At 41.2% G+C, this 23923-nt stretch carries 24 protein-coding genes and 2 pseudogenes; 17 read left to right on the plus strand and 9 right to left on the minus strand.

What is annotated here, in order from left to right; translation table 11 throughout:
• Positions 1-618 precede the first annotated feature (618 nt).
• The gene (locus tag FCL54_RS01280; RefSeq protein WP_138122358.1) at positions 619-891 is read left to right on the plus strand and encodes a pyruvate formate-lyase-activating protein; all 273 of its coding nucleotides are present in this window, start codon (positions 619-621) and stop codon (positions 889-891) included.
• 380 nt (positions 892-1271) lie between these two features.
• On the opposite strand, the gene FCL54_RS01285 is transcribed toward FCL54_RS01280, so the two are convergent.
• On the minus strand, positions 1272-2048 hold the full coding sequence (locus FCL54_RS01285; RefSeq protein WP_138122360.1) for a sporulation protein: 777 nt from the start codon (positions 2046-2048) through the stop codon (positions 1272-1274).
• Between the two features lie 239 nt (positions 2049-2287).
• Between FCL54_RS01285 and FCL54_RS01290 the strand changes: the two genes are divergently transcribed.
• Positions 2288-3202 (plus strand): DMT family transporter, encoded by a 915-nt coding sequence (locus FCL54_RS01290; protein WP_138122362.1) that lies wholly within the window; start codon positions 2288-2290, stop codon positions 3200-3202.
• 128 nt (positions 3203-3330) lie between these two features.
• Here the strand turns inward: FCL54_RS01290 and FCL54_RS01295 are convergent, their stop codons facing one another.
• From FCL54_RS01295 to FCL54_RS01305, 3 genes are all read right to left on the minus strand, one after another.
• Positions 3331-4200, minus strand: a complete 870-nt coding sequence (locus FCL54_RS01295) for a recombinase RecT (RefSeq protein ID WP_138122364.1) — start codon at positions 4198-4200, stop codon at positions 3331-3333.
• A 12-nt stretch (positions 4201-4212) separates the two neighbouring features.
• Positions 4213-5145, minus strand: a complete 933-nt coding sequence (locus FCL54_RS01300; protein ID WP_210238515.1) for a YqaJ viral recombinase family nuclease — start codon at positions 5143-5145, stop codon at positions 4213-4215.
• Between the two features lie 122 nt (positions 5146-5267).
• Entirely contained in the window at positions 5268-5720 is a 453-nt protein-coding gene (locus FCL54_RS01305) for a divergent PAP2 family protein (protein WP_138122366.1), read from the minus strand.
• A 119-nt stretch (positions 5721-5839) separates the two neighbouring features.
• On the opposite strand from FCL54_RS01305, the pseudogene FCL54_RS01310 reads away from it, so the two are divergent.
• The 5 genes and pseudogenes from FCL54_RS01310 (at position 5840) to FCL54_RS24285 (ending at position 8772) form a co-directional block, all read left to right on the plus strand.
• Positions 5840-6963: pseudogene (locus FCL54_RS01310) on the plus strand (alcohol dehydrogenase catalytic domain-containing protein).
• Between the two features lie 65 nt (positions 6964-7028).
• Complete coding sequence (locus tag FCL54_RS01315; RefSeq protein WP_138122368.1) at positions 7029-7247, plus strand: hypothetical protein; 219 nt, start codon at positions 7029-7031, stop codon at positions 7245-7247.
• Positions 7248-7268: 21 nt separating this feature from the next.
• Positions 7269-7421 (plus strand): hypothetical protein, encoded by a 153-nt coding sequence (locus FCL54_RS23755; RefSeq protein ID WP_171016624.1) that lies wholly within the window; start codon positions 7269-7271, stop codon positions 7419-7421.
• Positions 7422-7725: 304 nt separating this feature from the next.
• A pseudogene (locus FCL54_RS24280) lies at positions 7726-8259 on the plus strand (peptidoglycan recognition protein family protein); the annotation flags it as partial.
• Between the two features lie 30 nt (positions 8260-8289).
• The gene (locus FCL54_RS24285) at positions 8290-8772 is read left to right on the plus strand and encodes a peptidoglycan-binding domain-containing protein (protein WP_281281345.1); all 483 of its coding nucleotides are present in this window, start codon (positions 8290-8292) and stop codon (positions 8770-8772) included.
• Positions 8773-8846: 74 nt separating this feature from the next.
• On the opposite strand, the gene FCL54_RS01325 is transcribed toward FCL54_RS24285, so the two are convergent.
• Together FCL54_RS01325 and mobA are read right to left on the minus strand one after the other, a co-directional pair.
• On the minus strand, positions 8847-10019 hold the full coding sequence (locus tag FCL54_RS01325; protein ID WP_425467081.1) for a CapA family protein: 1173 nt from the start codon (positions 10017-10019) through the stop codon (positions 8847-8849).
• 133 nt (positions 10020-10152) lie between these two features.
• Positions 10153-10767, minus strand: a complete 615-nt coding sequence (gene mobA / locus FCL54_RS01330) for a molybdenum cofactor guanylyltransferase (protein WP_171016625.1) — start codon at positions 10765-10767, stop codon at positions 10153-10155.
• A gap of 287 nt (positions 10768-11054) precedes the next feature.
• Here mobA and FCL54_RS01335 point away from each other — a divergent pair, with 287 nt between their 5' ends.
• On the plus strand, positions 11055-11780 hold the full coding sequence (locus FCL54_RS01335; protein ID WP_138122374.1) for a Crp/Fnr family transcriptional regulator: 726 nt from the start codon (positions 11055-11057) through the stop codon (positions 11778-11780).
• A 158-nt stretch (positions 11781-11938) separates the two neighbouring features.
• On the opposite strand, the gene FCL54_RS01340 is transcribed toward FCL54_RS01335, so the two are convergent.
• Positions 11939-12241 (minus strand): hypothetical protein, encoded by a 303-nt coding sequence (locus FCL54_RS01340; protein WP_138122376.1) that lies wholly within the window; start codon positions 12239-12241, stop codon positions 11939-11941.
• Between the two features lie 175 nt (positions 12242-12416).
• Here FCL54_RS01340 and FCL54_RS01345 point away from each other — a divergent pair, with 175 nt between their 5' ends.
• The 5 genes from FCL54_RS01345 (at position 12417) to proC (ending at position 16187) form a co-directional block, all read left to right on the plus strand.
• Positions 12417-12584 carry a cytochrome c oxidase subunit 2A gene (locus FCL54_RS01345; RefSeq protein ID WP_138122378.1) on the plus strand — a complete coding sequence of 56 codons (168 nt, stop codon included), beginning with the start codon at positions 12417-12419 and terminating at the stop codon, positions 12582-12584.
• 28 nt (positions 12585-12612) lie between these two features.
• A complete protein-coding gene (locus FCL54_RS01350) occupies positions 12613-13086 on the plus strand; it encodes a cytochrome c oxidase subunit II (protein WP_138122380.1) in 474 nt (157 codons plus the stop codon).
• Positions 13086-14735 carry a b(o/a)3-type cytochrome-c oxidase subunit 1 gene (locus tag FCL54_RS01355; protein ID WP_138122382.1) on the plus strand — a complete coding sequence of 550 codons (1650 nt, stop codon included), beginning with the start codon at positions 13086-13088 and terminating at the stop codon, positions 14733-14735. Before FCL54_RS01350 ends, FCL54_RS01355 begins: the two co-directional genes overlap by 1 nt.
• Positions 14736-14771: 36 nt before the next feature.
• On the plus strand, positions 14772-15131 hold the full coding sequence (locus FCL54_RS01360) for a cupredoxin domain-containing protein (protein ID WP_138122384.1): 360 nt from the start codon (positions 14772-14774) through the stop codon (positions 15129-15131).
• A 252-nt stretch (positions 15132-15383) separates the two neighbouring features.
• A complete protein-coding gene (gene proC, locus FCL54_RS01365) occupies positions 15384-16187 on the plus strand; it encodes a pyrroline-5-carboxylate reductase (protein ID WP_138122386.1) in 804 nt (267 codons plus the stop codon).
• Between the two features lie 43 nt (positions 16188-16230).
• On the opposite strand, the gene FCL54_RS01370 is transcribed toward proC, so the two are convergent.
• A complete protein-coding gene (locus FCL54_RS01370; RefSeq protein ID WP_425467082.1) occupies positions 16231-18624 on the minus strand; it encodes a penicillin acylase family protein in 2394 nt (797 codons plus the stop codon).
• A 117-nt stretch (positions 18625-18741) separates the two neighbouring features.
• Between FCL54_RS01370 and FCL54_RS01375 the strand changes: the two genes are divergently transcribed.
• The 3 genes from FCL54_RS01375 to shc all read left to right on the plus strand — a co-directional run bounded on the left by FCL54_RS01375 (position 18742) and on the right by shc (position 22051).
• Positions 18742-19098, plus strand: coding sequence for an Mpo1-like protein (locus FCL54_RS01375; RefSeq protein WP_138122390.1), 357 nt, complete (start codon positions 18742-18744; stop codon positions 19096-19098).
• A gap of 136 nt (positions 19099-19234) precedes the next feature.
• Positions 19235-19828 (plus strand): nitroreductase family protein, encoded by a 594-nt coding sequence (locus FCL54_RS01380; RefSeq protein WP_138122392.1) that lies wholly within the window; start codon positions 19235-19237, stop codon positions 19826-19828.
• A 348-nt stretch (positions 19829-20176) separates the two neighbouring features.
• Positions 20177-22051, plus strand: coding sequence for a squalene--hopene cyclase (shc, locus tag FCL54_RS01385; protein WP_138122394.1), 1875 nt, complete (start codon positions 20177-20179; stop codon positions 22049-22051).
• A gap of 10 nt (positions 22052-22061) precedes the next feature.
• Here the strand turns inward: shc and speD are convergent, their stop codons facing one another.
• Positions 22062-22448 (minus strand): adenosylmethionine decarboxylase, encoded by a 387-nt coding sequence (gene speD, locus FCL54_RS01390; protein WP_138122396.1) that lies wholly within the window; start codon positions 22446-22448, stop codon positions 22062-22064.
• A 241-nt stretch (positions 22449-22689) separates the two neighbouring features.
• Between speD and FCL54_RS01395 the strand changes: the two genes are divergently transcribed.
• The gene (locus FCL54_RS01395; protein WP_138122399.1) at positions 22690-23787 is read left to right on the plus strand and encodes a PRK06851 family protein; all 1098 of its coding nucleotides are present in this window, start codon (positions 22690-22692) and stop codon (positions 23785-23787) included.
• Positions 23788-23923 lie beyond the last annotated feature (136 nt).

Consider the following 23923-nt stretch of genomic DNA (forward strand, 5'->3'; position numbering starts at 1 on the left):
ACGGTGAATCGTTGTTATGATTTTCACATCTTTGGCAACAGCAAAACACTATAATTAGGCTATGAAAAATTAACAAAAAGTGCTTAAGATCAATTTTCAGGGCTCTCTTTTCATCATTTTTGTTGTTCTATAAGCTTCACATTTGAGAGGAACTGCGAAGCAATTGCAACATTGATTTCCACTCCGGGCAGTTCGCTTTCCGCGCAACGCTTCAGCTTCTTCGTCAGCAAAAACCGCCTCCAGCCTGATCTTCAGCGATGCTCTTCCCGAAGGACAAGGAAGGCTTCGGCAGCGTTACATCGCACCAAGAAAATGTGAAAATATTTTCGAGGAGTCGACTGCCCTTTGCTCCAATCAATTGATGTTTTTCAAAGATGTTGAACGTCAAAGTATAACTTAGCGGAGGAAATACACGTAGACTCCTGCGGGACAGCGAAGACGTTGAGACCCCGCAAGGAGCGTTTTGTGCGAGTGAGGAGGCTCAGCGCGAGCCCGCGGAAAGCGTAGTTTATTTCCGTAGCGGCCATCCATCCGTTATGTCGCAGTTTACCTTTTTTGTGCAAAAACAACAATCTTTTCGAAAAGAGCCATTTTTAGAAACTAACTATGTGAAAGACATTGGGATTTGCAAAGCTTGCAGAAGAAACAGGAGTCCCGCTGTGGGTCAGGCATGTTCTTGTACCGGGCTTTACTGACCGGGAAGAAGACTTGAAAAAGCTTGGGGAATTTATTAATAGCCTGCAAAATGTAGAAAAAGTAGAAATCCTTCCGTATCACAAAATGGGAGAGTACAAGTGGGAGGCACTGGGCATTCCGAACAAGCTCGTAAATACGAGGCCTCCTTCACAAAGGGAAATGGAAAGAGCTTATACAGCACTCAGAAAGTGTTAGAAATACCGGATAAATAAAACGGGGCTGACTCTTTGTTTTTGAGTCAGCCCCATTGTCTATAATAGTGGCGTTCTATTATTGATTTTAGTTGCTCCCTTGGAACCGCGGTAATATTACCATTTGTGTAACCTTTGGATTTTTCAAACAACGAAAGCCCTGCCTCTCTTTCATCCTTGCGGCTCCGAAGCCGCGCCAGTGCGAATGAGTCTATCGAAAAGCTTTTTAGGGCAATGCCAGAAATAATATTTCTGATGGTGTGAGAAAACACCAGAAACGGGAGCACTTTTAGGTTTGATTTTGTAGGAAATCATTCACAAATTTAAATGATACACTATTTTTTTTGTTTTGTCAACTCTTGCAGGTGTCTATGGAGTTCAGCATTATAGCTTGCTTTCTATAAAGGTGGAAAGCCTGTTGACAAGTTTCATTGTTCCAGAAGCGATATCGCTCTGGTCAATGGTCAATAATGCCAGTTTTTCACCCATGTCTATTGCTTCCTGGAACAAATCGACCAATCTTTTTCCGCGCCTGTCGATCTCAAGCATAAGATCCACTTTGTCTTTTCCAGGGAAAAAGATTACTTCCAATTCATCTAGCTCTCCCCTGAACTCTCTGGTTGGAACAAACTCAAACTCCTGCACAAAAGGAAGCCGCTTCTTAATCTGACGGGGGGCTTTCTCGCATTCTGCTTTTCGCAATTCAAAGCCCAGTTTGTCAAGTGCATCGAGAATGGCTCGAGTTAACCGGTCGGGAACGATGTTTATTTCATCATAGTCAGTCGGGTCTACAGCTTTCTTTATATCCAGAGCAGTTTTCAGCCACACAGGGGTCTTTTTTGTCGTAATTGGTGTATCTGATGGAAGCGTAAATACAAACGGGAGGCGCTTTCTTTCATTCGCATTTACCTTCAGCGGTTCGGTTAGCTTAACTTTTTCGATAACAGTTTCTTCCCGAATCTTTTTATCATCGACTTCGCGCAGGTATTCGGTCATTAAAAGTAAGTAGACGGAATCGATTTCCTGCGCTGTTTTGCCGCCTTGGATAACAACATGGCCATTCATTTCTTCTCCAGGATAGAAAAAATCCTTTTCCAGCTGTGTATCTACTCTGGCGGAACCTATCCCAACGCTTGCCAGCATGCGGTTCATTATTGTCATCGTTCTTCCTCCTAGTATAGCGAATATTTCCTTTTCTTTATTTCTATTATAGAAATCATACTGCTTTCCTGCCTGGGAATTAGATAGTTAGCTTGAAAGGTAAATGGAAACTATTAATAACAAATTCTTTTTCGCTTTAAAGTTATGTGGTAAAGTATTAATGTTATAAAGATATTTATGATTGGTCGTTACTTTTGCACGGCGAATTGAATGCATAGATTAGTAAGGGAGAAAGCGAAATGAATAAAGTAGCAGCCGATATGATTTTGCTGGTCATCACATTCGTCTGGGGAGCGACTTTTGTAGTTGTCCAACAGGCTATAGAAGATCTAAAGCCATTTGGGTTTAATGGGATTCGTTTTTTGATTGCGGTTCTGTTTCTTGTGTTATGGCTAAGTTTATTTAAAAGGCAGTTATGGAAAAAATTTAATATCCAGCTACTGAAAGACGGGATGCTGCTTGGTCTTTTTTTATTTGCAGGTTATGCTTTGCAAACGATCGGTTTGTTATATACCACTTCTTCAAAGGCGGGATTTATTACAGGTCTAAGTGTAGTTCTTGTACCTGTTTTCGCTTATTTTATAATGAAGACTAAACCTTCGCCTCAGGCAATTCTAGGGGTGGTGATGGCTGCTGTCGGGTTATTTCTTTTATCAGGCATGTCTTCCGTTATGATGAACAAAGGAGACTTATTCGTTTTGCTATGCGCCATGGGATTTGGTTTGCATATTGTTTTTACGGCTAAAGTAACTGCGAATCACTCTGCATTATTACTAACAATCGTCCAGATCGGTACCGTAGCAATACTCAGTACAGGGTTCTCTTTTATAGTAGAAGGTCCGCGGGAAATGCTCTCAGCTGTCGCCAACCCTGAAGGATATGTTGTTTTTGCCCTTCTGTTCACCGCTGTTTTTGCTACTTCCTTAGCATATCTAGGCCAAACAGCACTTCAGAAGAAAACCGCTCCAACACATGTAGCATTAATTTTTGTGATGGAACCGGTGTTTGCGGCTGCAACAGCATTTCTCTGGGCAGGGGAAAGATTAAGCAGCACAGGGATTGTCGGTTGTATTTTAATTCTTTTTGGCATGCTTTTAGCAGAAATTCCGTTAAAATTTATCCAAAGAATAAAATCCACATCGCTTAAAGCGTAACAAAGGCGTCCGAGACGGACGCTTTTTTCATATGGAAAAAAAGTATTGTTGCTGGAATTATATAAGAAATAAAGAAAGTGCGCATACATTGTTGTGTGGTCGTGATGCGCGCTATACTTGTGTTTATTTTATTCGCTGCCGTCGTCTTTTTCTTCTTGCTCGTCATTTTTTCCATTTTCCTGTTCACTTGCAGGTACGTCGATAATATCGGTTCTTTCAGGTTCTTCTTCAACTTCATGTCTCACTGTTTCATCCATATCTACCTGCTCACGGATTTCTGAGCTTAACGGAAGGTATTTAAGATGCTGCTTGATAACGGTTTTCTTTGCCATCGCATCAAAGTCTTCCTTCCAGGGACCGATGATTTCCCCTTCATATTTTGAACGGGTGAAGCGTCTCATATGGTTTTCAATTTGTTTCCGGCTCATTACTTCAAAGCTTTCAGAGCCATCTTTAAAACGGATATAAATATAATATTTTGTTACCCGGCCACGATCTTCTGTATCTAAATTCGGTTTGTGGTAAAGAAGCTGGTTAGATCCATAAACTGCTTCAAAATCATCCGCCTCATAGACACCCTGAACGGTAATGGAGGCTACCTGACCAGTGCGGTAAAGCAGTTGAATAAATCCTTTATAACCAATTTGAAATTCGACTTCTAACTGGCCTGTTCTGGAATTATAAAAAGGGATTAAATAAGCTTCTCCGAGCACTCCGGGTTTTAACCCTAATTCTGCTGCCTGCATCACCGCCAGCAGTAATGTCCTGATATCAGCCTGCTGCAGCTTCGGGTTCTTTCTTACCTGCGTATATGCGATTTGCAACAGTTGTTTTGCACTTACCTGCTTAGGAAGGAGTTTTTCAATCTGGGGCCTCATGCGTTCAAAATAATCCTGTAAAGACAATTGGTTTTTTCTTTCCGGGTTTGTTTCAGCCTTTTGTGCCAATTTTTGTTTGATTTTATTGGCGTTTCCGTTTCCGCTTTGTTGATTTGCCATGGAAGACACCTCCTATTCTTTTGCTGAAAACCTGCGATGCGACGTTTTCTTCAGATACTTCTTATAAACTTCTGGCTGTTCTTCCTTAAGTTTTTTGCTGTCAATCCGGTTAGTCGAGAAAGACTTCCAGCTGATGACCGGCTTTCCATTATAAAATCCGGTTTCTTTGTTACCCAGTACGGCCTTTAATTTATTTTCAGCTTCCTGCCGTCTTTCCGCCGCCATTTCTTCTGACTGTTTTGCTTGAAGATAATCATCAAATAAACGCTTTTGTTCATTCGATAATTCAAGGGAACTATCCTGTTCACTATGCGGGTACATTTTTTGGAGAAGTTCATTTGCAGCTTCTGAGCCGTCTACTGGAGGAGGGTTTCGTTTTTCGACATGCTGTGCCCAGAAGTTTTTCTCAATCGTAATCAAATAGTTTATGATATCTTCATCGCGCTTAACGGCTTTATATACAAAGGTATTTCCGCCTATCAACACTGCGATCCACCACTTTTTAAATCCCGTAACCGCCATGTAATGCTGAACCTGTAAAAAATAAGTGTCCGGAATTTGGTCTTCCTTCCAGTCTTCCTTTAAATAAGCAGAAGTCGTTTTGCATTCCAGCCCGACTTTTTTTCCTACGATTAAGCGGTCAACATTTGCGATCATAAACGGATGCTCAGAGTGCTGCAGGATGGCATTTCGCCGTCTTACTCTTAATCCTGTTTGTCTTGAAAACTCATCCGCTATCACATCCTCGAGTACATTTCCCCAGTAGATGCTTTCATTATCAACCTCTTCTGACCATTCTCCTGTTTTTTCAAGGTAAACTTGAAGAGGAGTTTTGTAAGGGTTTAATCCGGCGATTGCAGATGCATCAGAACCTCCAATGCCACGGGCGCGTTCCTGGAGCCATCTGGCCCGGTTCATATCACTCGTAGTTGCTAATACTTTCATATTTAATCCTCCTCATCTTTTTCGATGAAGGCATGTTTTTTATTCTTTTCCACTTTTTGCATACGGTTGAAACATATTGAACGAAAAAAAACACAACCATGGAAGGTTGTGCAAAAAAACGACTAATCAAGAAGAGCACTGAGCAATCCTATTCCTATACCAAGGAGGGATCCGCCGGCAACTTCTGCGGGCTGGTGTCCAAGCAATTCCTCAAGTTCTTCTTTTCTACTCATATGGAACAATCCGGGATGGTTTCCCGATAAAACTTCAATGTCTGCATCAAGGTCGTTTACAAGCCTGGCGATTTCCCCAGTATGCCTTCGGATTCCTTGAGCATCATACATGACGATTATTCCGAAAATAACTGCAAGCGATGTGTCGACCGACTTCCAACCGCTTTTCAGGGCAGTATACGAAGCTAATGCAGAGACGCCTGCAGAATGAGAGCTGGGCATGCCGCCGGTTTGGAAAATTGGCTTCCAATCCCATTCTCCTGTTTGTTGTTTATGGGTAAAAACCTTTAATCCTTGAGCTATCCCTATCGCTGAGAGAGACGTGATAATGCCGCGATTCATAAATTTATTCACCTCTACCCTTAGTGTTTGCCCCCGGCACAAACGTTATTCGATGATTTTGGATTAATGGATTGACGCAATGGAAAACCTAAAATGAAAAAATAAAGGAGGGAAAGGAAATGAAAGCTGTAACGTTTCAGGGAAGAGAAAACATAAAGGTGAAAAAAGTTGATGACCCCAGGATAAAAAGGATGATATGATCGTGCGCATCACAAGTACTGCGATATGCGGTTCTTCATCTTTACAAAAAAACGATAAAAATCCAGGGTGATTATATTATCGGGCATGAGCCGATGGGAATTGTGGATGAAGTGGGGCCTGAAGTCAAAAACGTTAAAAAGGGAGACAGAGTTATTATTCCTTTACGGTAAATTGCGGGGAGTGCTATTTTTGTACCCATGGCCTGGAAAGCCAGTGTGATAATTCCAATGATCATTATGAATCTGGGGGTTATTTCGGCTATACAAAGAAATTCTGAGATTTTCCGGGTGGGCAGGCTGAATACTTATGGCTTCCTTTTGCTGATTCAACTTCCTTTGTTGTCCCTGAAGAGTCGGAGCTTGAGGATGAAGAAATTTTATTTTTGTCAGACATCATTCCTACCGCTTACTGGAGTGTTGACAACAGCGGAGTCAAAAAAGGGGACACCGTTTTCGTCCTGGGATGTGGACCAGTTGGGCTTCTTGCCCAGAAGTTCGCCTGGATGAAAGGGGCAGAGCGGGTAATAGCTGTGGATTGTGTTCCTTATCGCCTTGAACATGCACGCCAAACAAACAAGGTGGAAGCATATAATTTTGAAGAAGTGAAGGATATAGGCCTTTTTTTGAAAGAAGAAACAAAAGGCGGAGCTGATGTGGTAATCGATTGTATTGGGATGGACGGGAAAAAATCTGTTGTAGAACAAGTGGAATCAACATTACGGCTTCAGGGGGGAACGATGGGTCCTATACAATTGGCAACTGGAGCTGTAAGGAAAGGGGGCACCATTCAGCTTACAGGCGTTTACGGTTCGGTATACAATTTATTTCCGTTAGGTGACCTGTTTTCTAGAAACATCACGTTAACGATGGGACAATGCCCTGCTGCACATTACATGCCTGAACTTTATGAAAAAATCAGAAAAAAAGAATTTGATCCTACCGATATCATTACACATAAACTGCCGCTGGAGCAGGCTTCCCATGCATACCATATATTTGACAAGAAAGAAGAAGATTGTATTAAAGTTATTCTTAAACCTTAATCTATAGTGGAAAGGTCATGAAATAACAAGGAAAGGTTAGGCTAAGAAAAAACGGAGGTAAAAAAATGATTCTTAACAGAGAAGATCTGGCAGTTATCCAGCAAGCCTTAAATGAAATGGTCCAAAATAAGACGGATAGTCAGAATATGCAGCATTGCCAGGAACTTTTAAACAAACTTAACAGAACAGAAAAAAATACGAATCCTATGATGAACTTCGATGTTGAGAGTTTCATGAACGATGGGTTCCGATACGATTATGATGACAGCAGTGATTTATATTAAAGTTAGGAGGTCAGGGAATTCATGTTAAAGAAAAAACAAGAAGAACAACCATCTGTAGCACCGGGGGTCGATGACAGGGAAGAATTGGAGCTGGATGCTACCAAAGAAGACATACAATCAGGAAACTATACGGAAGTAACGACTTTATCACTTGATGAAGCAGATCCAAGTTAAAAACTGGGACAAAAGGATATTAGTCAAAGGAAAATCCGAACTATCGACTCAAAATTCTTGAAACAGAATTCGAATCGGTTCGGGTTTTTCTTTTGGGCCGTTTTAGCAGGGGGAGAATTTAGAAGGTGAGGTTTTTAATAGGTAAACCTGTCAATGAGGTTTCTATATAAGGGAAGGTGGTAAAGAATAGTGACTAGACCAGTAACAGCTTGAAAGAAGTTATTAAGTCTTAATCCTCAAAATAAACATGGTTATAAAAGAGTACTATCCAGCAGAAGTTTTTTAGGATCTGGGAGGTGAGATAATGAGTTTAGAAGATAAATTTCAGATTACAAGAGATTATATTCCTATAGGGAAATCGCGGCCTGGAACAAATAATAAAGGCATCACTTTTCTGGTTTCCCATGATACTGGTAACCCTGGATCAACCGCTTACAATAATCGGGCTTATTTTGCGCAAAATGTTGTCTCTGCTTCAGCCCACGCATTTATTGATGACAATTTTATCCTGGAAATTATTCCTCTCGACGAAAAGGCATGGCATGTAAGGTATAATGTTCCATATGATAATAGAATTTTTGGAAAAGATGCTAACGATGCATCGATCGGAATCGAATTATGTTGGGGCGACAATATAAATTTTAAAGAATCTTATGAACGTTATGTCTGGTATCATGCTTATTTATGCCGAAAATATAACCTTGACCCTGAAACAGATATTGTTGCACATTCAACTCTTGATCCGGCGAGAAGAACAGATCCTGAAAATGCGCTTAATCGATATGGGATAACATGGGGAGAATACCTGGCAGATGTGAAAGATTATTATAATGAATTTTTGGATTATGAGGATGTAAAAGCAGGACAAATGGCTGTGCCAGGGTTAGAAATAAGAGGTGTCCAAAAAGATTTTGTCATCCAATACGGAGACAGAGGCCCTGGAGTCAAACGGATTCAGGAATATTTAATAAAAGCAGGAATGGATTTAAGAGAACATGGAGTAGATGGAATTTTTGGGCCGGAAACGCTTGGTGCTGTTCGGAAGTTTCAGAGAATGTATGGCTTGATAGAAGATGGGATTGTGGGACCAAATACGCTAGGCCAATTAAAAAAAGTGTTAAGAAATCCTGGTTTGCAGGGCCAGGAAAATCCGGTAAGGCCCTACCCCGGGCATTATGTCATGATAGGGGACAGAGGCAGGGATGTTGAAGCGATCCAAAGGGCCGTAAACGTTACACCCGATGGGATTTTTGGACCTGTTACAGAACATGCGGTACGGCAATACCAGGGGCGAATGGGACTTCAAGTAGACGGGATTATAGGGCCCGCAACCTGGAATGTTCTGTTTTGATAAGGAATGAAGAAGAACGGGCTGCAAGAAGCAGCCCCATCTTTGTTGAACTATTGTGACGTTCAGAGAACCTTTTATTTTGTATTAAAAGTAAGTTCTGGGATCCATTGATTCATATGGGCGTTAATTTCCTTATACAGCCCCGTATTGCCTGATGACTCGATCGGATGAACGACAAAGTTTTGATCCACATAAGTAGAGATAAAAGATGGATTTTTAACAGTTACAACTTTTTCGCCTCCAACAGACGATTTTTCCACATGCAGCTGCAAGATTCCACCGATATCCTTATAATCCGCATGCTGTCCGGAAAGGAAGTTTCCTAAAGAATAAGCGACAAACGTACGCTCCCCGTTACTTCTTTCTAGCCATTCAAAAGGTTGAAGCACGTGAGGATGGTGACCTAAGATAACATCTGCTCCGGCGTCAGCTACTTCTTTCACAAGCTGCTTTTGTTCAGCAGATGGCAGGCGCTGATACTCATTTCCAAAATGCAAACTTACAACAACAGCATCTGCTTTTTTCTCAGCGTCCTTTATATCCCTTTTGATTCTTTCTGGATTGATAAGGTTTACAAGATAAGGCTTGCCGGCTGGTACAGGAATGCCGTTTGTTCCATAGGTGTAAGAGAGAAAAGCAAGCGAAATATTATTTTTTTCAACGATACGTGTTACTGCTTGATCTTCCTTTGATTTATAACTTCCTGTATAAACCATGCCTATTTTTTCCCAATAGGTAATTGCATTAAAGATCGCTTTTTCCCCACGGTCAAGCGTATGGTTATTCGCGATGGAAACAACGTCTACACCTGCATTTTTTAGGGCATCCCCAATCTCGAATGGACTGTTGAAACTTGGGTATGAAGAAAGCCCTATCGCAGTTCCGCCTATCATTGTTTCTTGATTGGCTATTGTAATATCTGCCTGATCTAAGTAAGGTTTTACTTGCTTAAAAAGAGGATTAAAATCATATGTACCGTTTCCTGAAGCAGCTCGCTGGTAAACAGTATCATGAATCAAAATATCCCCAACAGCTGCAAGAGTAACCGAAGACACGCTAAAAAAAGAGTGAAGCCTTACAGGGTCTATAGTACGGTGATTCGTATAATCAACATCTGCTTTTAACGGATTATCATGAGCGCTCTTTGATTCTGTGCCAATAAAGCCGCTTGATAATAATAAAATTCCGCCGATTAATAAGATAATAAAGCCGAATAAAACAACTGCCCCTTTTCTCAATACCTGCACCTTCTGCCAGCTTATTTTTATTTAATTTAATCCCGTTTCCAAAGTTTTACAAGTCCTTTTTTTATAAAATATGTAATAATTTAAAATATTATGTGTTGCCGGTATAAAAAAAGGGTAAATAGAATGATTCTATTTACCCTAATAACGATATTTTGTTTGTAGAAATTTCACTTTTGGCTGTTTCATAATCAGCCTTCGTTTGAATCGAAAAGACAAATTTCTTGCTTATATCTTCAGGCCAGTCCCTGATAGGCAACCAGGTGATTTTCTTCAGGAAAGATGCCATGGAGAAGTCACCCTTTTTAATCAACTGGTTCAAGGAGAGTAAAGCTTTTTGTGTATAGATGCCATGCAACGGATATGGATTTCCGTCGATTACTGGAATGGCTCCCTCATACCTTTCTGATCCCAACTGATTGACCATATATTCTGCTGCTGATGACGAAATAAAAGGCATACCAGAACCGGCTAGCCAGATATACGGAGCTTTTGCCAGAGAAAAAGCAGCATGCATTCCGCCAAATACGCCAATGTTCTTATAAAAGTCAGTAATGATCCGAACAGTCGGAGGAACGTTTGGCAAAAAAGCACGAGGATCATCAGTCACAATCATCACTTCCCGGGAAACTTTCCCAAGTTCTTTTAATTGGTAGTCCAAAACAGTCCTATCATTGAGCTGAAGGAATGATTTCCTAGTGCCATTAATAAAATCCTTTTTTCCGCCGGCCAGGATAACACCTGTAATCATTTTTACCACCTTCCACAGGTTGTTGATTTTTCTTGCAAAATTGAAGAAGCAACTTCTGGTCCGGCTATTAAAGCCTGGCCAGGCCATTTTCTCTTGCGAAGAATGGCTGCCACCTTCGATTTCTTACTTTTACTTTAAGGGAATTTGAAAATGGATTCTGTTAAATAAATCACAATCCGCTCAAATTCATGTTAGAAAACAAGAACTGTGATGTTGGTCACATCTTGCGGAAAAAAGAACATCTATAATGAATTCATATAGGAACGGAACTATTTGGAGGGACTTTGATGAAGTTAACATGTCCATTTTCTGCGATAAACCAGGGAAGCGAAAACACTCAGTCATTCTCAAAAGAAAACTTAGCTTTGCTTCAGGATGCCATGTATGAGCAATTTTATCCTAAGGGGTCTACTGTTTTCTGGGAGGGAGATGAATCTGACAAACTTTTTTTCATTAAAAATGGTGTGGTAAAACTGACCAAAACAACAGATGACGGAAAAGACCTGGTATTATTCCATTTCCAGACAGGAGACATGTTTGGGGAACTGGAAGACCACAATCATATGGTATATAGCTTTAATGCAGAAGCGATAGCTGATTGTACAGTCGGCATAATCCAACAGCGTGACCTTGAAACATTGCTATGGCAGCATGGCGATCTTGCAATTCAGTTTATGAAGTGGATGGGGTACATGCAACGCTTTACCCAATCGAAGCTTCGCGATCTCATGTTTTTTGGGAAGAATGGTGCTCTTGCATCTACATTGATAAGGATGGCAAACCCATATGGTATTCAGGACGGTTCTAAAGTGCGATTCGCAACAAAGTTTACGAACACTGAACTGGCTGAATTAATAGGAGCTACAAGAGAAACGGTAAACCGCATGTTGAATCAGTTAAAAAAAGATAAAATAATCGACTATGAGAATGGATCGATCGTTATTTTAAACCTGGATCACTTAAAAGGCGTTTGCCATTGTGATGGATGTCCAAAGGATATATGCCGATTATAAGAGGGCCTGCTTTGTTGTTAAAACGAGGCAGTTTTTTTCTTTTGGGTGGAAAATTGGAGGAATGGAGGGGAGGATTCGAAGTTTAAGAGGAAGTTAGTAGGAGGTTCGTAGAGGTCTATAAGAATTTTTATATGTATGAAGCGGGATCGAGGCAGTTGTTAATCAGTTATTCTTGCTTCAGGACAGCTTATTCTTGATTCGCAGAGGTTTATTCTTCCTTCAGGACAGCTTATTCTTGCTTCGTAGAGGTTTATTCTTCCTTCAGAGCAGCTTATTCGAGGTTCATAGAGATTTATTCGAGGTTCATAGAGATTTATTCGAGGTTCATAGAAATTTATTCGTGCTTCAGAAAGATTTATTCCGGCTTCAGAAAAATTTATTCGAGATTCAGCCCATGTTCTGCCCTCGAATACTCCTTTCGTGCAAGCAATTTTTTCGCTTTTCCCCACTTCTGTTCCCACGGAAAAACAACTTTCAACCAAATTGCTCACAGATTTCCCATTCCCTTAGAGGTGTTCATAAATTGGTCAAATATAAAAAAACGGTTTAGTGATTATTATCACAGAATAGAGACTTTTGTTCCAATACAATGTAACCATCAGGAAACAAAAGGAAAGCAAAAGGAGGAAACAACCGATGAGCGTAATCGAAAAAAAGCAATCTGCCAACACGGCACCAAAACACAAGGTTAAAAAGGAAGAAGAAGTTAAGCTTAACGGGACGCTTGTTTCAGTAATGCTGCTTGGATTATTTATTGTTTTATCCTGGGGCGGCATTTACTTGTGGTATTTATCAAGATTTTAAAACAAGAAGCGTATAGGGGGGTTAATACATGCACTTACACAAATTCGAAAAATTATGGTTGATTGTTGGTTCGGGCGCTCTGGTTGTGTTTTTGTTGATTATCGGAATTAACGCGTTTGCGATGGGACATACGCCTCCAAGTGACAATTCAACACTGGATCCGAAGCAGGTGGATCAAACTGCTCCTTTTGATCAGCCGGGTCTGAAAAAGATCGGCGAAAACGAATATGAAGCAGTTATTGTTGCACAGGCATTTACTTTTAATACTGGCGGAGATCTTAAGATTCCAAAAGGAGCTAAAGTCCACTTTAAAGTTACAAGTAAAGACGTAGTTCACGGTTTCCAAATTCCTAAAACGAATGTCAATATGATGATAACACCGGGCCATGTTAACACACTTACTCATACTTTTAACGAAGCTGGCAATTATTTAATTCTTTGTAACGAGTATTGTGGTGTTGGACACCAGGCGATGGGTGTAACGATTGAGGTGACTCCATAATGAGTAAATTGAGTACAGTTGTTGATCGCAGGGACGCTAAGCTAAGTATGGCGCATCTTTATGTAGGGTATGTCGCGGTTTTGATCGGGGCGATCGCAGGCTTGCTTCAGACATTTGTCCGAAGCGGAGCGATCACATTGCCGGCTGGCATTGGATACTACCAATTGTTGACGGCACACGGCATTTTGCTTGCACTAGTTTTTACAACTTATTTTATCGTTGGTTTTTTATATGCCGGAATGAGCAGAACGATGGGCAGGTTTTACGATCTTCCTTACCGCTTAGGATGGCTCGGATTCATAATCATGACAGCAGGTACTGTGTTGACCACCATCATGGTACTTCTGAATGAAGGTACTGTATTGTATACCTTCTATGCACCATTAAAAGCTTCACCATGGTTCTATATCGGTTTGACCCTGTTTATCGTAGGTAGCTGGGTAGCCGGGTTCGGAATGTTCAGGCAGTATTTTATCTGGCGCAGGGTTAATAAAGGCAAACTTTCTCCTTTATTCAGTTTTATGGCCATAATGACAATGGTATTATGGCTTGTTGCGACACTTGGCGTTGCAGTATCGGTAATATTCCAGTTCATTCCCTGGTCTTTTGGATGGGTAGACACGATCAACGTGCTGTTGAGCAGAACTTTGTTCTGGTATTTCGGGCATCCGCTTGTATATTTCTGGTTATTGCCTGCTTACATTGCATGGTATGTTGTGATTCCAAAGATTATCGGCGGGAAAATTTTCAGTGATTCACTTGCTAGATTATCATTTGTTTTATTCTTGCTTTTCTCAATTCCGGTTGGATTCCACCATCAGTTGCTTGAATCAGGAATATCACCGTTCTGGAAATACATCCAGGTTGTCTTGACATTCATGGTTATTATACCTAGCTTAATGACCGCGTTCTCTTTATTCGCAATGTTTGAGCTATCAGGACGTGAAAAAGGTGCCAGAGGTTTGTTTGGCTGGGTGAAAAAGCTTCCGTGGGGTGATGCTAGATTTTTCGCTCCATTCATGGGTATGTTGATCTTTATTCCAGCTGGTACAGGCGGAATTATCAACGCAAGTAACCAGCTCAACCAGATGGTCCATAACACGTTATGGGTAACAGGACACTTTCATCTAACAGTTGCTTCAACGGTTGCTTTAACGTTCTTTGGAATCAGCTACTGGCTCATTCCGCACTTGACAGGCAGAACACTCACAAAACGAATGAACCTATTTGCGAATATCCAGACGATCCTCTGGACAGTAGGAATGTTCTTTATGTCAGGTGCTATGCATACAGTCGGACTTTTCGGTGCACCAAGGCGTACAGCTTACACTACTTATGGAGACCATCCGGATGCGCTTGGCTGGATTCCTTATGAAGTAACGATGGCCGTCGGCGGAACGATTCTATTCATTGCAGTATTGCTTCTTATGTACATCGTGGTAAACCTGGCGTTCTTTGCTCCGAAAGGCGTGGAAGAATTCCCGATTGGAGAAGTTGCAGAAGCGGCTGAAAGAACACCTGCAGTGCTTGAGAACTGGAGACTATGGATCGCTGTATCCGCTTGCTTGATCTTACTTGCTTACACTATTCCGGTAATCGATATGCTGGAGCATTCACCACCGGGTTCAACAGGTTTTAAATTGTGGTAATTCGAAACTATTTAACATACATTAGGGGGAATTAAAATGAAAAAGAAACTGTTAGTTTTAATGTCTGCTTTGTTAATGCTTGCTCTTGCAGCCTGCGGTGGTTCTGACGATGCGAGTTCGGATAGCGGAAAAGGCAGTGATGGCGGATCAGTAACGTTAGAAGCGAAAAACTGGGAATTTGATAAAGAAGAGTATACTGTTCCAGCCGGGGATGTGACAATCAATCTAAAGAATGCTGAAGGATTTCACAGTGTTACGATCGATGATACGGATGTAAAAATCGAAGGGGACGGAAAAGCGACTGCAAATCTAGAAGCTGGAGAATATACAATACGTTGTGCCACTCCTTGTGGAGAAGGGCATACAGATATGACAGCAAAATTAGTTGTTGAATAAAGTGGACCGGGCTGAGTTTAGCCCGGCCTTTTTTATTGTATAGAACAGTTTAACTTTTTAGCAAAGGAGAATGCCAGACTCAGTTAAAAAGTTTTGAATATAGATAAGTGCAACTACGCCCCTGATAGTTTTATGGCCAAACATATTACTGATATTCGACCTATCTCCTAATGAAGCGGGAACGGGTTAAATGCTGTTGCTTTATGATAAACTAAAAATCACTAAGAACAAAAAGCAATAAGGAGCTGTACTATGAAGAAACCAACCATATTATTTATCGGGGCTGGAAGAATGGCTGAGGCTATTTTTGCAGGGCTTGTTAAAAACAGCATGGATCATATTCAGGAAATCATCGTTTCAAATCGTTCAGACCGGGAACGTTTGCAATCGATGGAAAAGAAACATGGTGTAAGCATTACAACCGATTGGAAGCCAGAGGTTAAGCTTGCAGATGTTATTTTACTTGCGATGCCACCAGGAGTCCACTCTCAAATTTTAGAAGAAATGTCACCACTGGTAAAAGGCCAATTTGTTATAACAGTAGCTGCTGGCATAGGTCCTTCTGATCTCGAACAACGGTTACCGGAAGGAACGCCTGTGGCCTGGATTATGCCAAATACAGCAGCTGATAAAGGGGAATCCATGTCTTTATATGCACCAGGCAAGAATGTTGAAGAAAAACATATGCGAATTCTCCAATTAATTCTGGATGGAATAGGGGAGTCTGAAAAGCTGACAGAAGAACAGGTTCACGATTTAACTGCGATTACTGGCAGTGCCCCTGCGTTCTTGTATCGGTTCGTTGAGCTGTTGGAAAATGCTGCAACGGAGCACGGCATCTCAAGGGAACAGGCTAAAAAACTAGTAGGGCAAATGGTATACGGTTCGGCAGTTATGCTGAAAGCAGGCAGTGATGCGAAAGAATTAAGAGAACAGGTAACATCACCAGGAGGTGCTACAGCAGCCGGGTTAGATGTCTTTAGCGAGTATCAGTTTGAAAAGATTGTTAGTGAAGCGGTTAAAGCAACCAACAAAAAGGCACGAGAAGGACACTGATACACGAAGGGAGCTGACACATTGAGTCAGCTCCCTTCTACTGTTACTTTGCCTTTAACGTCAATTTTTCTGATTCCTTCCGATACGCTTCAGGAGTAACATCTGTAAGATGATACTTTCCTGTTGTCCATTCATCGATTTGATCATCATACCATCTGCTCAGTACATGGCCGGATTGGCCAGGTCCTACCACATTGAAACTTTTCGCAATATCTGCTAGATCAACGACAGAACGCCATGATGCTCCATGGTTAACTTCGCCCGTTGCAGAGCTCCAGCCAGCAGCTCCAACAGTCACCCTGCTGCCACCCATCGGTGTGCTTCCAGGGTTAAACAATAAATTCAAAGGTTTTACAGCACTCAATGGATGATTGAATGGAACAGCATGATAAGTTCCCCATTCCCACTTTGCAGGAGTTTTGCCCTGAAGTTCGATGGATTTATCAACGGCCCGTTGAAAAGAAGTAAGCATTATTTTTGGAAGGCCGCCTGCTTTCTGTATCCAGGGTCCAGGGTTACCCCTGTCAGCCTGGCGAATAAGTTGGTCGACGATTTGCGCTTTCCCTTCAAACAGGTCCATCATGTCGGTGTCGATTTTTTCTTCAAATAAAACGTTTGCTGCCTCGAGCATCCAGATATGAAACAGCAGAGGTGCACCGCTGTCAGGATCATCTTGAAAATCCCATTCATTTAGTAGTTGAAGTGCCTTTTTGTCAACAGGTCTCATTTTCTGTCCTTTTAAATGGCTTTTCAATATCGGGATGAATTCTTTTGCTTGCAAATCCAAGTGGTCGAACTGAAGAGACTGCATATCTTTAACAGAAAGCTTGTCTTTCGCTGATAAAACCTCTCTGATCCGGTTCTGGCGATATGGCTGTGCCCATGTGTTCGTTATATGGTAAGGATAAGTATCTCCTGCAATTTTGTTGTTTGCAGTCGATATAAATCCTTCCTCTGGATTAACAATTGTCGGAAGTTCCTTCCATGGAATGAACCCTTCCCATTCATATTCATCTGTCCAGCCAGGGACTGGAACGGTACTGTCTCCATTTTTTCGGATTGGAATGAGACCGTTGGCGCGATAAGCTATTGTCCCGTCGGTAGATGCAAACACAAAGTTTTGTGCCGGTGTATGGAAGTAGGTCAGTGCCTCTTTAAATTCATCCCAATTTTGAGCTTTTCCGAACCGCAGTACTGCTTCCAGTTCTGTAGAAGGCTGTAGTGCTGTCCATTTCATTGAAAGAGCAGTTTCAGGACTATCGTCTTTGGCAAATTCAGAAATAACCGGTCCATGTCTCGTGATTGTCACCTTGTAATCTATCGGTTTCTGATCTTTTACAGTAATTTTCTCGTTAATTACCTCTGCTTTTTCCCAATTCCCATTATACTCAAATTCATTTTTGTCATTCGGATTTCGCTTTTCGATATAGAGATCCTGCACATCTGGACCAACATTCGTTACTCCCCATGCAATGTGTTCATTTTTGCCGAGAATGATTCCAGGAATGCCTGCGAATATAACACCGTTAACCTTAAAGTCAGGAGAATTCAGATGAGTTTCATACCAGATTGCGGGAGTCGCGAGTCCCAGGTGGGGGTCATCTGCAAGATAGGGCTTCCCCGATTCTGTTTTCTTGCCAGAAACTACCCAGTTATTGCTCCCATTAAAAGCGTTTGGAACAACAGCTGATGCAAAGCGATCAGATAAATCAAGCGGTGTTTCCCTTAAAGCCTGCAGCACTTTTGAACCGTCTTCCGGGTAAGAAGGAAAAAGGTCAAGCGCCTCTTCTTCCGTAAAGTTCTGCAGCAGGTAATATCTGAAGGCCTGCCCTTCCCAGTGTCCTCCAAGATCGAATGCCATGTATTTTCCAATGGTGAGTGAGTCAATGCTTGTCCATTTTTTAGGTTCATATCCGAGCAGCATAAATTCGATCGGAAGGGAGCCATTATCTTTCGACTGCTTTATATATGCGTTTACACCTTCAGCATACCAGTCTAAAATTTCCCTGGCTTCTTCTGAATATCCATCAAGAGAAGCTTCAGCAGCTCTCCGTAATCCTAATGTTCGAAAAAACTTGTCTCTTTCAATGGTTTTCGCTCCGATAACCTCACTCAGTTCTCCGGAAGCTTGCCGTCTGCTAAGATCCATCTGAAACAACCTGTCCTGTGCAGTTACAAACCCCTGTGCTATAAACAAATCTCTCATGTTTTTAGCTTCAATATGTGGAACCCCGGATTTGTCCCTGTACACGGAAACGTTTTGAGAAAGCTGGGTGAGAGGGAGCTCCCCCCTGGTAACTGGCAAAGATTTATACAGGACCCCATAACCTACCGCTCCTGCAATGATAACAATTAGCAACAACCCGAGTATGACTGGCTTAATCCGGCTATGACGCCGGGGCTCAGGTCTGACTGGTATCGGTGTATTCATGTTCATCCCCCTAAAAACCTTTTTTTTCTAATTTTACCATTGCTTATCTAAATTTTCTGTCATTTTTTGATAGGAAATGTTTAATAATTGGAAAAAATATAAGATAATAGACTTGTAAAGAAAATTGAGGGGGAGATTTCCATCAGTCCACATTCACAAACAAATTTCAAGAATTATGAAGATTTTTGGCCTTTTTATGTGTCACAGCACAGTAAGAAGTCAACACGGTTCTGGCATTTTATCGGTACAAGTTTTGTGTTTATATGTATATTCCTCGCTGTATTTTTTAAATGGTGGATCGTACTTCTTGCTCCTGTTATCGCTTATGGGTTTGCATGGTTCAGCCACTTTTTTATAGAAGGTAACAAACCGGCAACCTTTGGTCATCCGATCTGGTCTTTAAGGGCAGATTTTAGAATGTACCGTTATATCCTTATAGGGAAGATGGAAGAGGAAGTTAAGCAAGTAGGGAATAAATAAACATTCACTGCAGGAGAATAATACTGCAGGACTGTTGAAACCATGGCCTCCTCGGGGGCTGTTTTTGTTTAGTCTTAATATGATCATTTTGTATAATGAATACATAATCCATAAAAAAAGACAGGGAGGCTAAAGGATGGATGTATTAGAAGCGATTCGAACAAGACGGAGTATCGGTGTTGTTAAACAGGATTCCGTTCCAAAAGATTTGATAGAAAAAATTCTAGAAGCAGGTAATTGGGCACCAAGTCATTATAAGACGGAGCCGTGGAAATTTTTCGTGTTGGAAAATTCGGCGCGAAACAAACTCGGGGATGTATTGGTGGAAATAGCGAAAGAATCAATGGATGACCCAACGACCGAAGAGAACAAGAGGAAGTTAAAAAAGACGGCTGCCAAGCCTTTGAGAGCTCCTGTCATAATAGCTGTTGCGGTCACGCCTTCCCAAAAGAAAAAGGTTATTGAACTGGAAGAATATGCGGCAGTAAATGCCGGTATACAAAACATGCTTCTGGTAGCTCATGCACTTGGCCTGGGAGCAATTTGGCGGACCGGTAAACCTTGTTATCATTCCAAAATGCTTGAACTGTTTCGTTTGTCAGAAGAAGAAAGGGTTCTGGGATTTATTTATATTGGATATCCAGACATGAAGGCACCTTCTGGGAGCCGGGGGCCTGTAGAAGAAAAAACCGTTTGGATAAATTCTGATAAAGACCTGGAAAATTTATAGTAAAATAACAGTATTTTCCAGATTGAATCGATCTGTAAATTCCAAAAGATTTATCTTCTTTCGTAGCGGGTTGAGGTACCCAAGTATCGTTTTAAAGGATAATATGTAGCCGATATATAATGAACAGGAAAAATTACTTAAACGACCAAAAAAAATCCGAACTGATTTAAATTCTGATGAAAGAATTTTGAATCATAGTTCGGATTTTCCTTTGGCTAAAATACTTTTGTCCCAGCCTCTTTTTTTATATAAGTATCTGCTGTGAAAAAGATAGAATCACCTTTTCCATAACCTTTTTTCATTCGAGGAATAAAATACCCCAAATGAATGTTAAAAGGGATGAGATAGTTGGATACAAATCTAATATTAAAGCGGATTGATAGTCTTAAAGAAGAGCTGCTTTCCCTTCAAAAAGAAGATGGTACCTGGCGTTTTTGTTTTGTGAACAGCTTGATTACAGATGCCTATATGATAATTGTATTAAGAACGCTGGAAATACAAGGGACAGAAGAAGAACAAATAATTAAGAGCCTTGTTCAGCGATTGCTATCGCAACAATCAGAGGATGGAGCCTGGCGGTTGTATGAGGATGAAAGGGAGGGAAATCTTGATGCGACCATTCAAGCTTACAACGCATTGCTATTTTCAGGCTATGTAAACAAAAACGATGAAAATATGAAAAAAGCGGAAAAGAGTATTTTTCGACAGGGAGGACTTGAAAAGGCACATCCGATTACAAAAGCATTTCTGGCCGCAAACGGTCAATTCAACTGGCCGCTAAACTTCCATATCCCAATCGGCATAATGCTTCTTCCCAGGGTCCTTCCGATAAACTTTTTCGATTTCAGTTCTTATGGCAGAATTCACTTCGCTCCGTTGTTAGTATTGCTTGATAAACGTTTTTCCATTCAGACTAAATGGACCCCTGACCTGTCGAATCTGCACAGGAAAAGTTTACATTCAATCAAGGAAGAAGAATTGAGAGCGTTATTGCCGTTTGCAAAGGAAATGAACACGCTTCTTAATATTCCGTCCGATTTATATCAAGCTGCATTAAAAAAAGCAGAGGAATACATGTTAAAGAGGATAGAGTCTGACGGAACCCTTTACAGTTATGCTACCGCTACATTTCTGATGGTATATGCACTCCTTGCACTTGATTATTCAAAATCTTCACCCGTACTGTTGCAGGCTGTCAACGGACTGAAGGACATGATTTGTAAAACAGAAACTTCTATTCACGTACAAAACTCGCCATCTACTATTTGGGATACTTCGCTTATCAGCTATGCATTGCAGGAAGCAGGAATTTCCTGCGAATCTACGTCAATAGAAAAAGCAAATGATTATTTGCTGATGCAACAACACTATAAATATGGCGACTGGGCTATTAAAGCTCCGGATGTTGCCCCCGGCGGTTGGGGCTTTTCAGAGACAAACAGCATTCATCCCGATGTAGATGATACAGCAGCGGCTCTAAGGGCTATTACTTGTTCAACGGAAAAAAGCAGGACTTATCGGAAAGCATGGCATCGGGGATTTAACTGGGTGCTTGGAACGCAAAATTCAGATGGGGGATGGGCAGCATTTGAAAAAGACACAACGAACGCTTTTTTGAGTGCTCTACCAGTCCGGAATGCTATAGATGTACTAGTAGAGCCATCGACAGCTGATGTGACAGGAAGGACGCTCGAATTTCTCGGGAACAAGGTAGGGTTAAGGCAGGACCACCCACAAGTAAAGAGGGCCATTCGCTGGTTGCTTAAAAATCAAGAAAAAAGCGGATCCTGGTATGGTAAATGGTCGATTTGTTATATATACGGAACCTGGGCGGCATTAACAGGATTGAAGGCAGTGAACATTTCCTCCTCTAACAAAGCGATACAAAAAGCCAGGAATTGGCTGGTGACGATACAGCATCCAGATGGAGGATGGGGAGAGTCCTGTAAAAGCGATGAGGCAAGGCAGTTTGTCCCCTTAAACTTTAGCACACCATCACAAACTTCATGGGCCTTAGATGCATTGATCGCCTGTGATAGACAGCCATCTTCGGAAATTGATGCCGGAATCCAAAAGCTGGTGAAGGATGAATGGGAAGAGGATGCAGAAATATATCCTACAGGAGCAGGGCTCCCTGGGGGATTTTATATCCATTATGATAGCTATAAGTTGATTTGGCCTTTGCTTACGTTAAGCCATTACATGAAGAAATATAAAAAGTGAAAAGCCCATATCACAATGGGCTTTTTGTCGTTGGATTTTTCATTTTAAGTTCCCCGAGTCCTCTTGGTATTTCAACTGAATGCATCGTTTTTGCATCCAGTGCTTTTGCAATCATTAATGCGGCGTCTTTTGGATTGATAGAATCACCGCAAGTATAGACATCAACAGATGCATAACCGTGTTCCGGAAAGCTGTGTATAGTAAGATGGGATTCGGCGATGATCACTGCACCGCTTACCCCTTGTGGATCAAATGGATGAAAAATAACTTCTCGAATCTCTGCTCCTGCATTGAGGGCAGCATGAGCGAATGTTTCTTCAATTAATTGCAAGTCGTTCAGCTTGTCATGATCACAATCCCACAACTCTGCTATGATATGATATCCAAGCGTTTCGATAAAGATTACCTCCCTTTAACACGCAACACTAACGATTATTTTGATGAAACGCGCCTGTATTTATACCGAATTCCCTACTTTTTCCTACATTAAAACAAAAATTTGGACGTATTCATTTCTGCTATTTGCTTGTCCTGGTTTTATATTAAAACATTACCTGTGATACAAGGTGCATTTCTTGTTTTTTTGCATAGGATGCCACTAGGTAAACGTCTACCATTCTCTTTGTAGGAGGGAACTTATGAGCAAGGTAAAAAACTTTTATGCCGGATCCAATTCGAGTATCGGCTTTTATTCCCTGTATGATGAAGCATTAAAAGACCTTGAAACCCTTTATATTTTAAAAGGCGGTCCCGGAACAGGAAAGTCATCTTTCATGAAGAAGGTTGGCTCCGCAGTGGCACAGGCAGGTTATAACATTGAAGTTCTTCACTGTTCTTCCGATAATAAATCCATCGATGGAATTATTATTCCTGCTCTTAAAATAGGGTTTGTTGATGGTACAGCTCCTCACATTGTCGATCCAAAGTATCCCGGTGTAGTGGATAAAATCATTAATCTCGGTGATTACCGGGATGATACAAAACTAAAACAACATCGGGAAGAAATTGTTCAGCTTACAGATGAAATCAGTGACTGCTTCAGGGAGGCTTACCAGAAATTTGCGGATGCCAAAAAAGTACATTTAAAAAAAGAAGAAATTTATATTGAAGCGATGGATTTTAATAAAGCGGATGAAATAACACAGCACCTGATGGAGAAAATATTTGAGCGAACTGCAGATCCTGGTAAGAACAATAAAAGCAGAAAAATATTCTTCGGTGCAGCGACTCCTGAAGGACCTGTAAACTATATCGATAATATAACAGAGGATGTGGCAAAGCGTTATATTATTAAGGGGCGTTCGGGAAGCGGAAAATCTACCCTGATGAAAAGAATCGCAAAAAAAGCAGAAAGCATGGATCTCAATGTGGAAACCTATTACTGTGCGTTTGATCCTAACAGCGTGGATATGATTATTATTCCTTCCTTAGATGTTGCCGTGCTGGATGGAACTGCTCCACATGTTATTGATGCTACAAGGGCAAACGACGAAATCATCGATATGTTTGAACTGTGTATCGATAAAACGGTAGAAGTAGAACGGCGAGAAGAGATCAAAGAATTGGAATCACGATATAAGCACATCATGAGGCTTGGCACCGCGTCCTTGCAAAAAGCAAAAGATCTGCACGACCGGCTTGAGGCTTATTATATCGCGGCGATGGATTTTGCAGCGATTGACAGAAGGCAAGAAGAGCTGCTTGAAGAAATTTTTGCGGCGACCCGGCAACCTTAACTGTTGCTGAAACTTTTTACATCATAGAACCCGGGGCTTTTTCCGGGTTCTTTTCCTTTCAATTATTTTCTGAAGTTCTGCCAATCAACAAGCTTTCTTTATGTCTTAATTATCAGGCGGTGGAAAACTGCTTCAA

Source organism: Exobacillus caeni, from assembly GCF_005747095.1.
GTDB classification, from domain to species: Bacteria; Bacillota; Bacilli; order Bacillales; family Guptibacillaceae; genus Exobacillus; species Exobacillus caeni.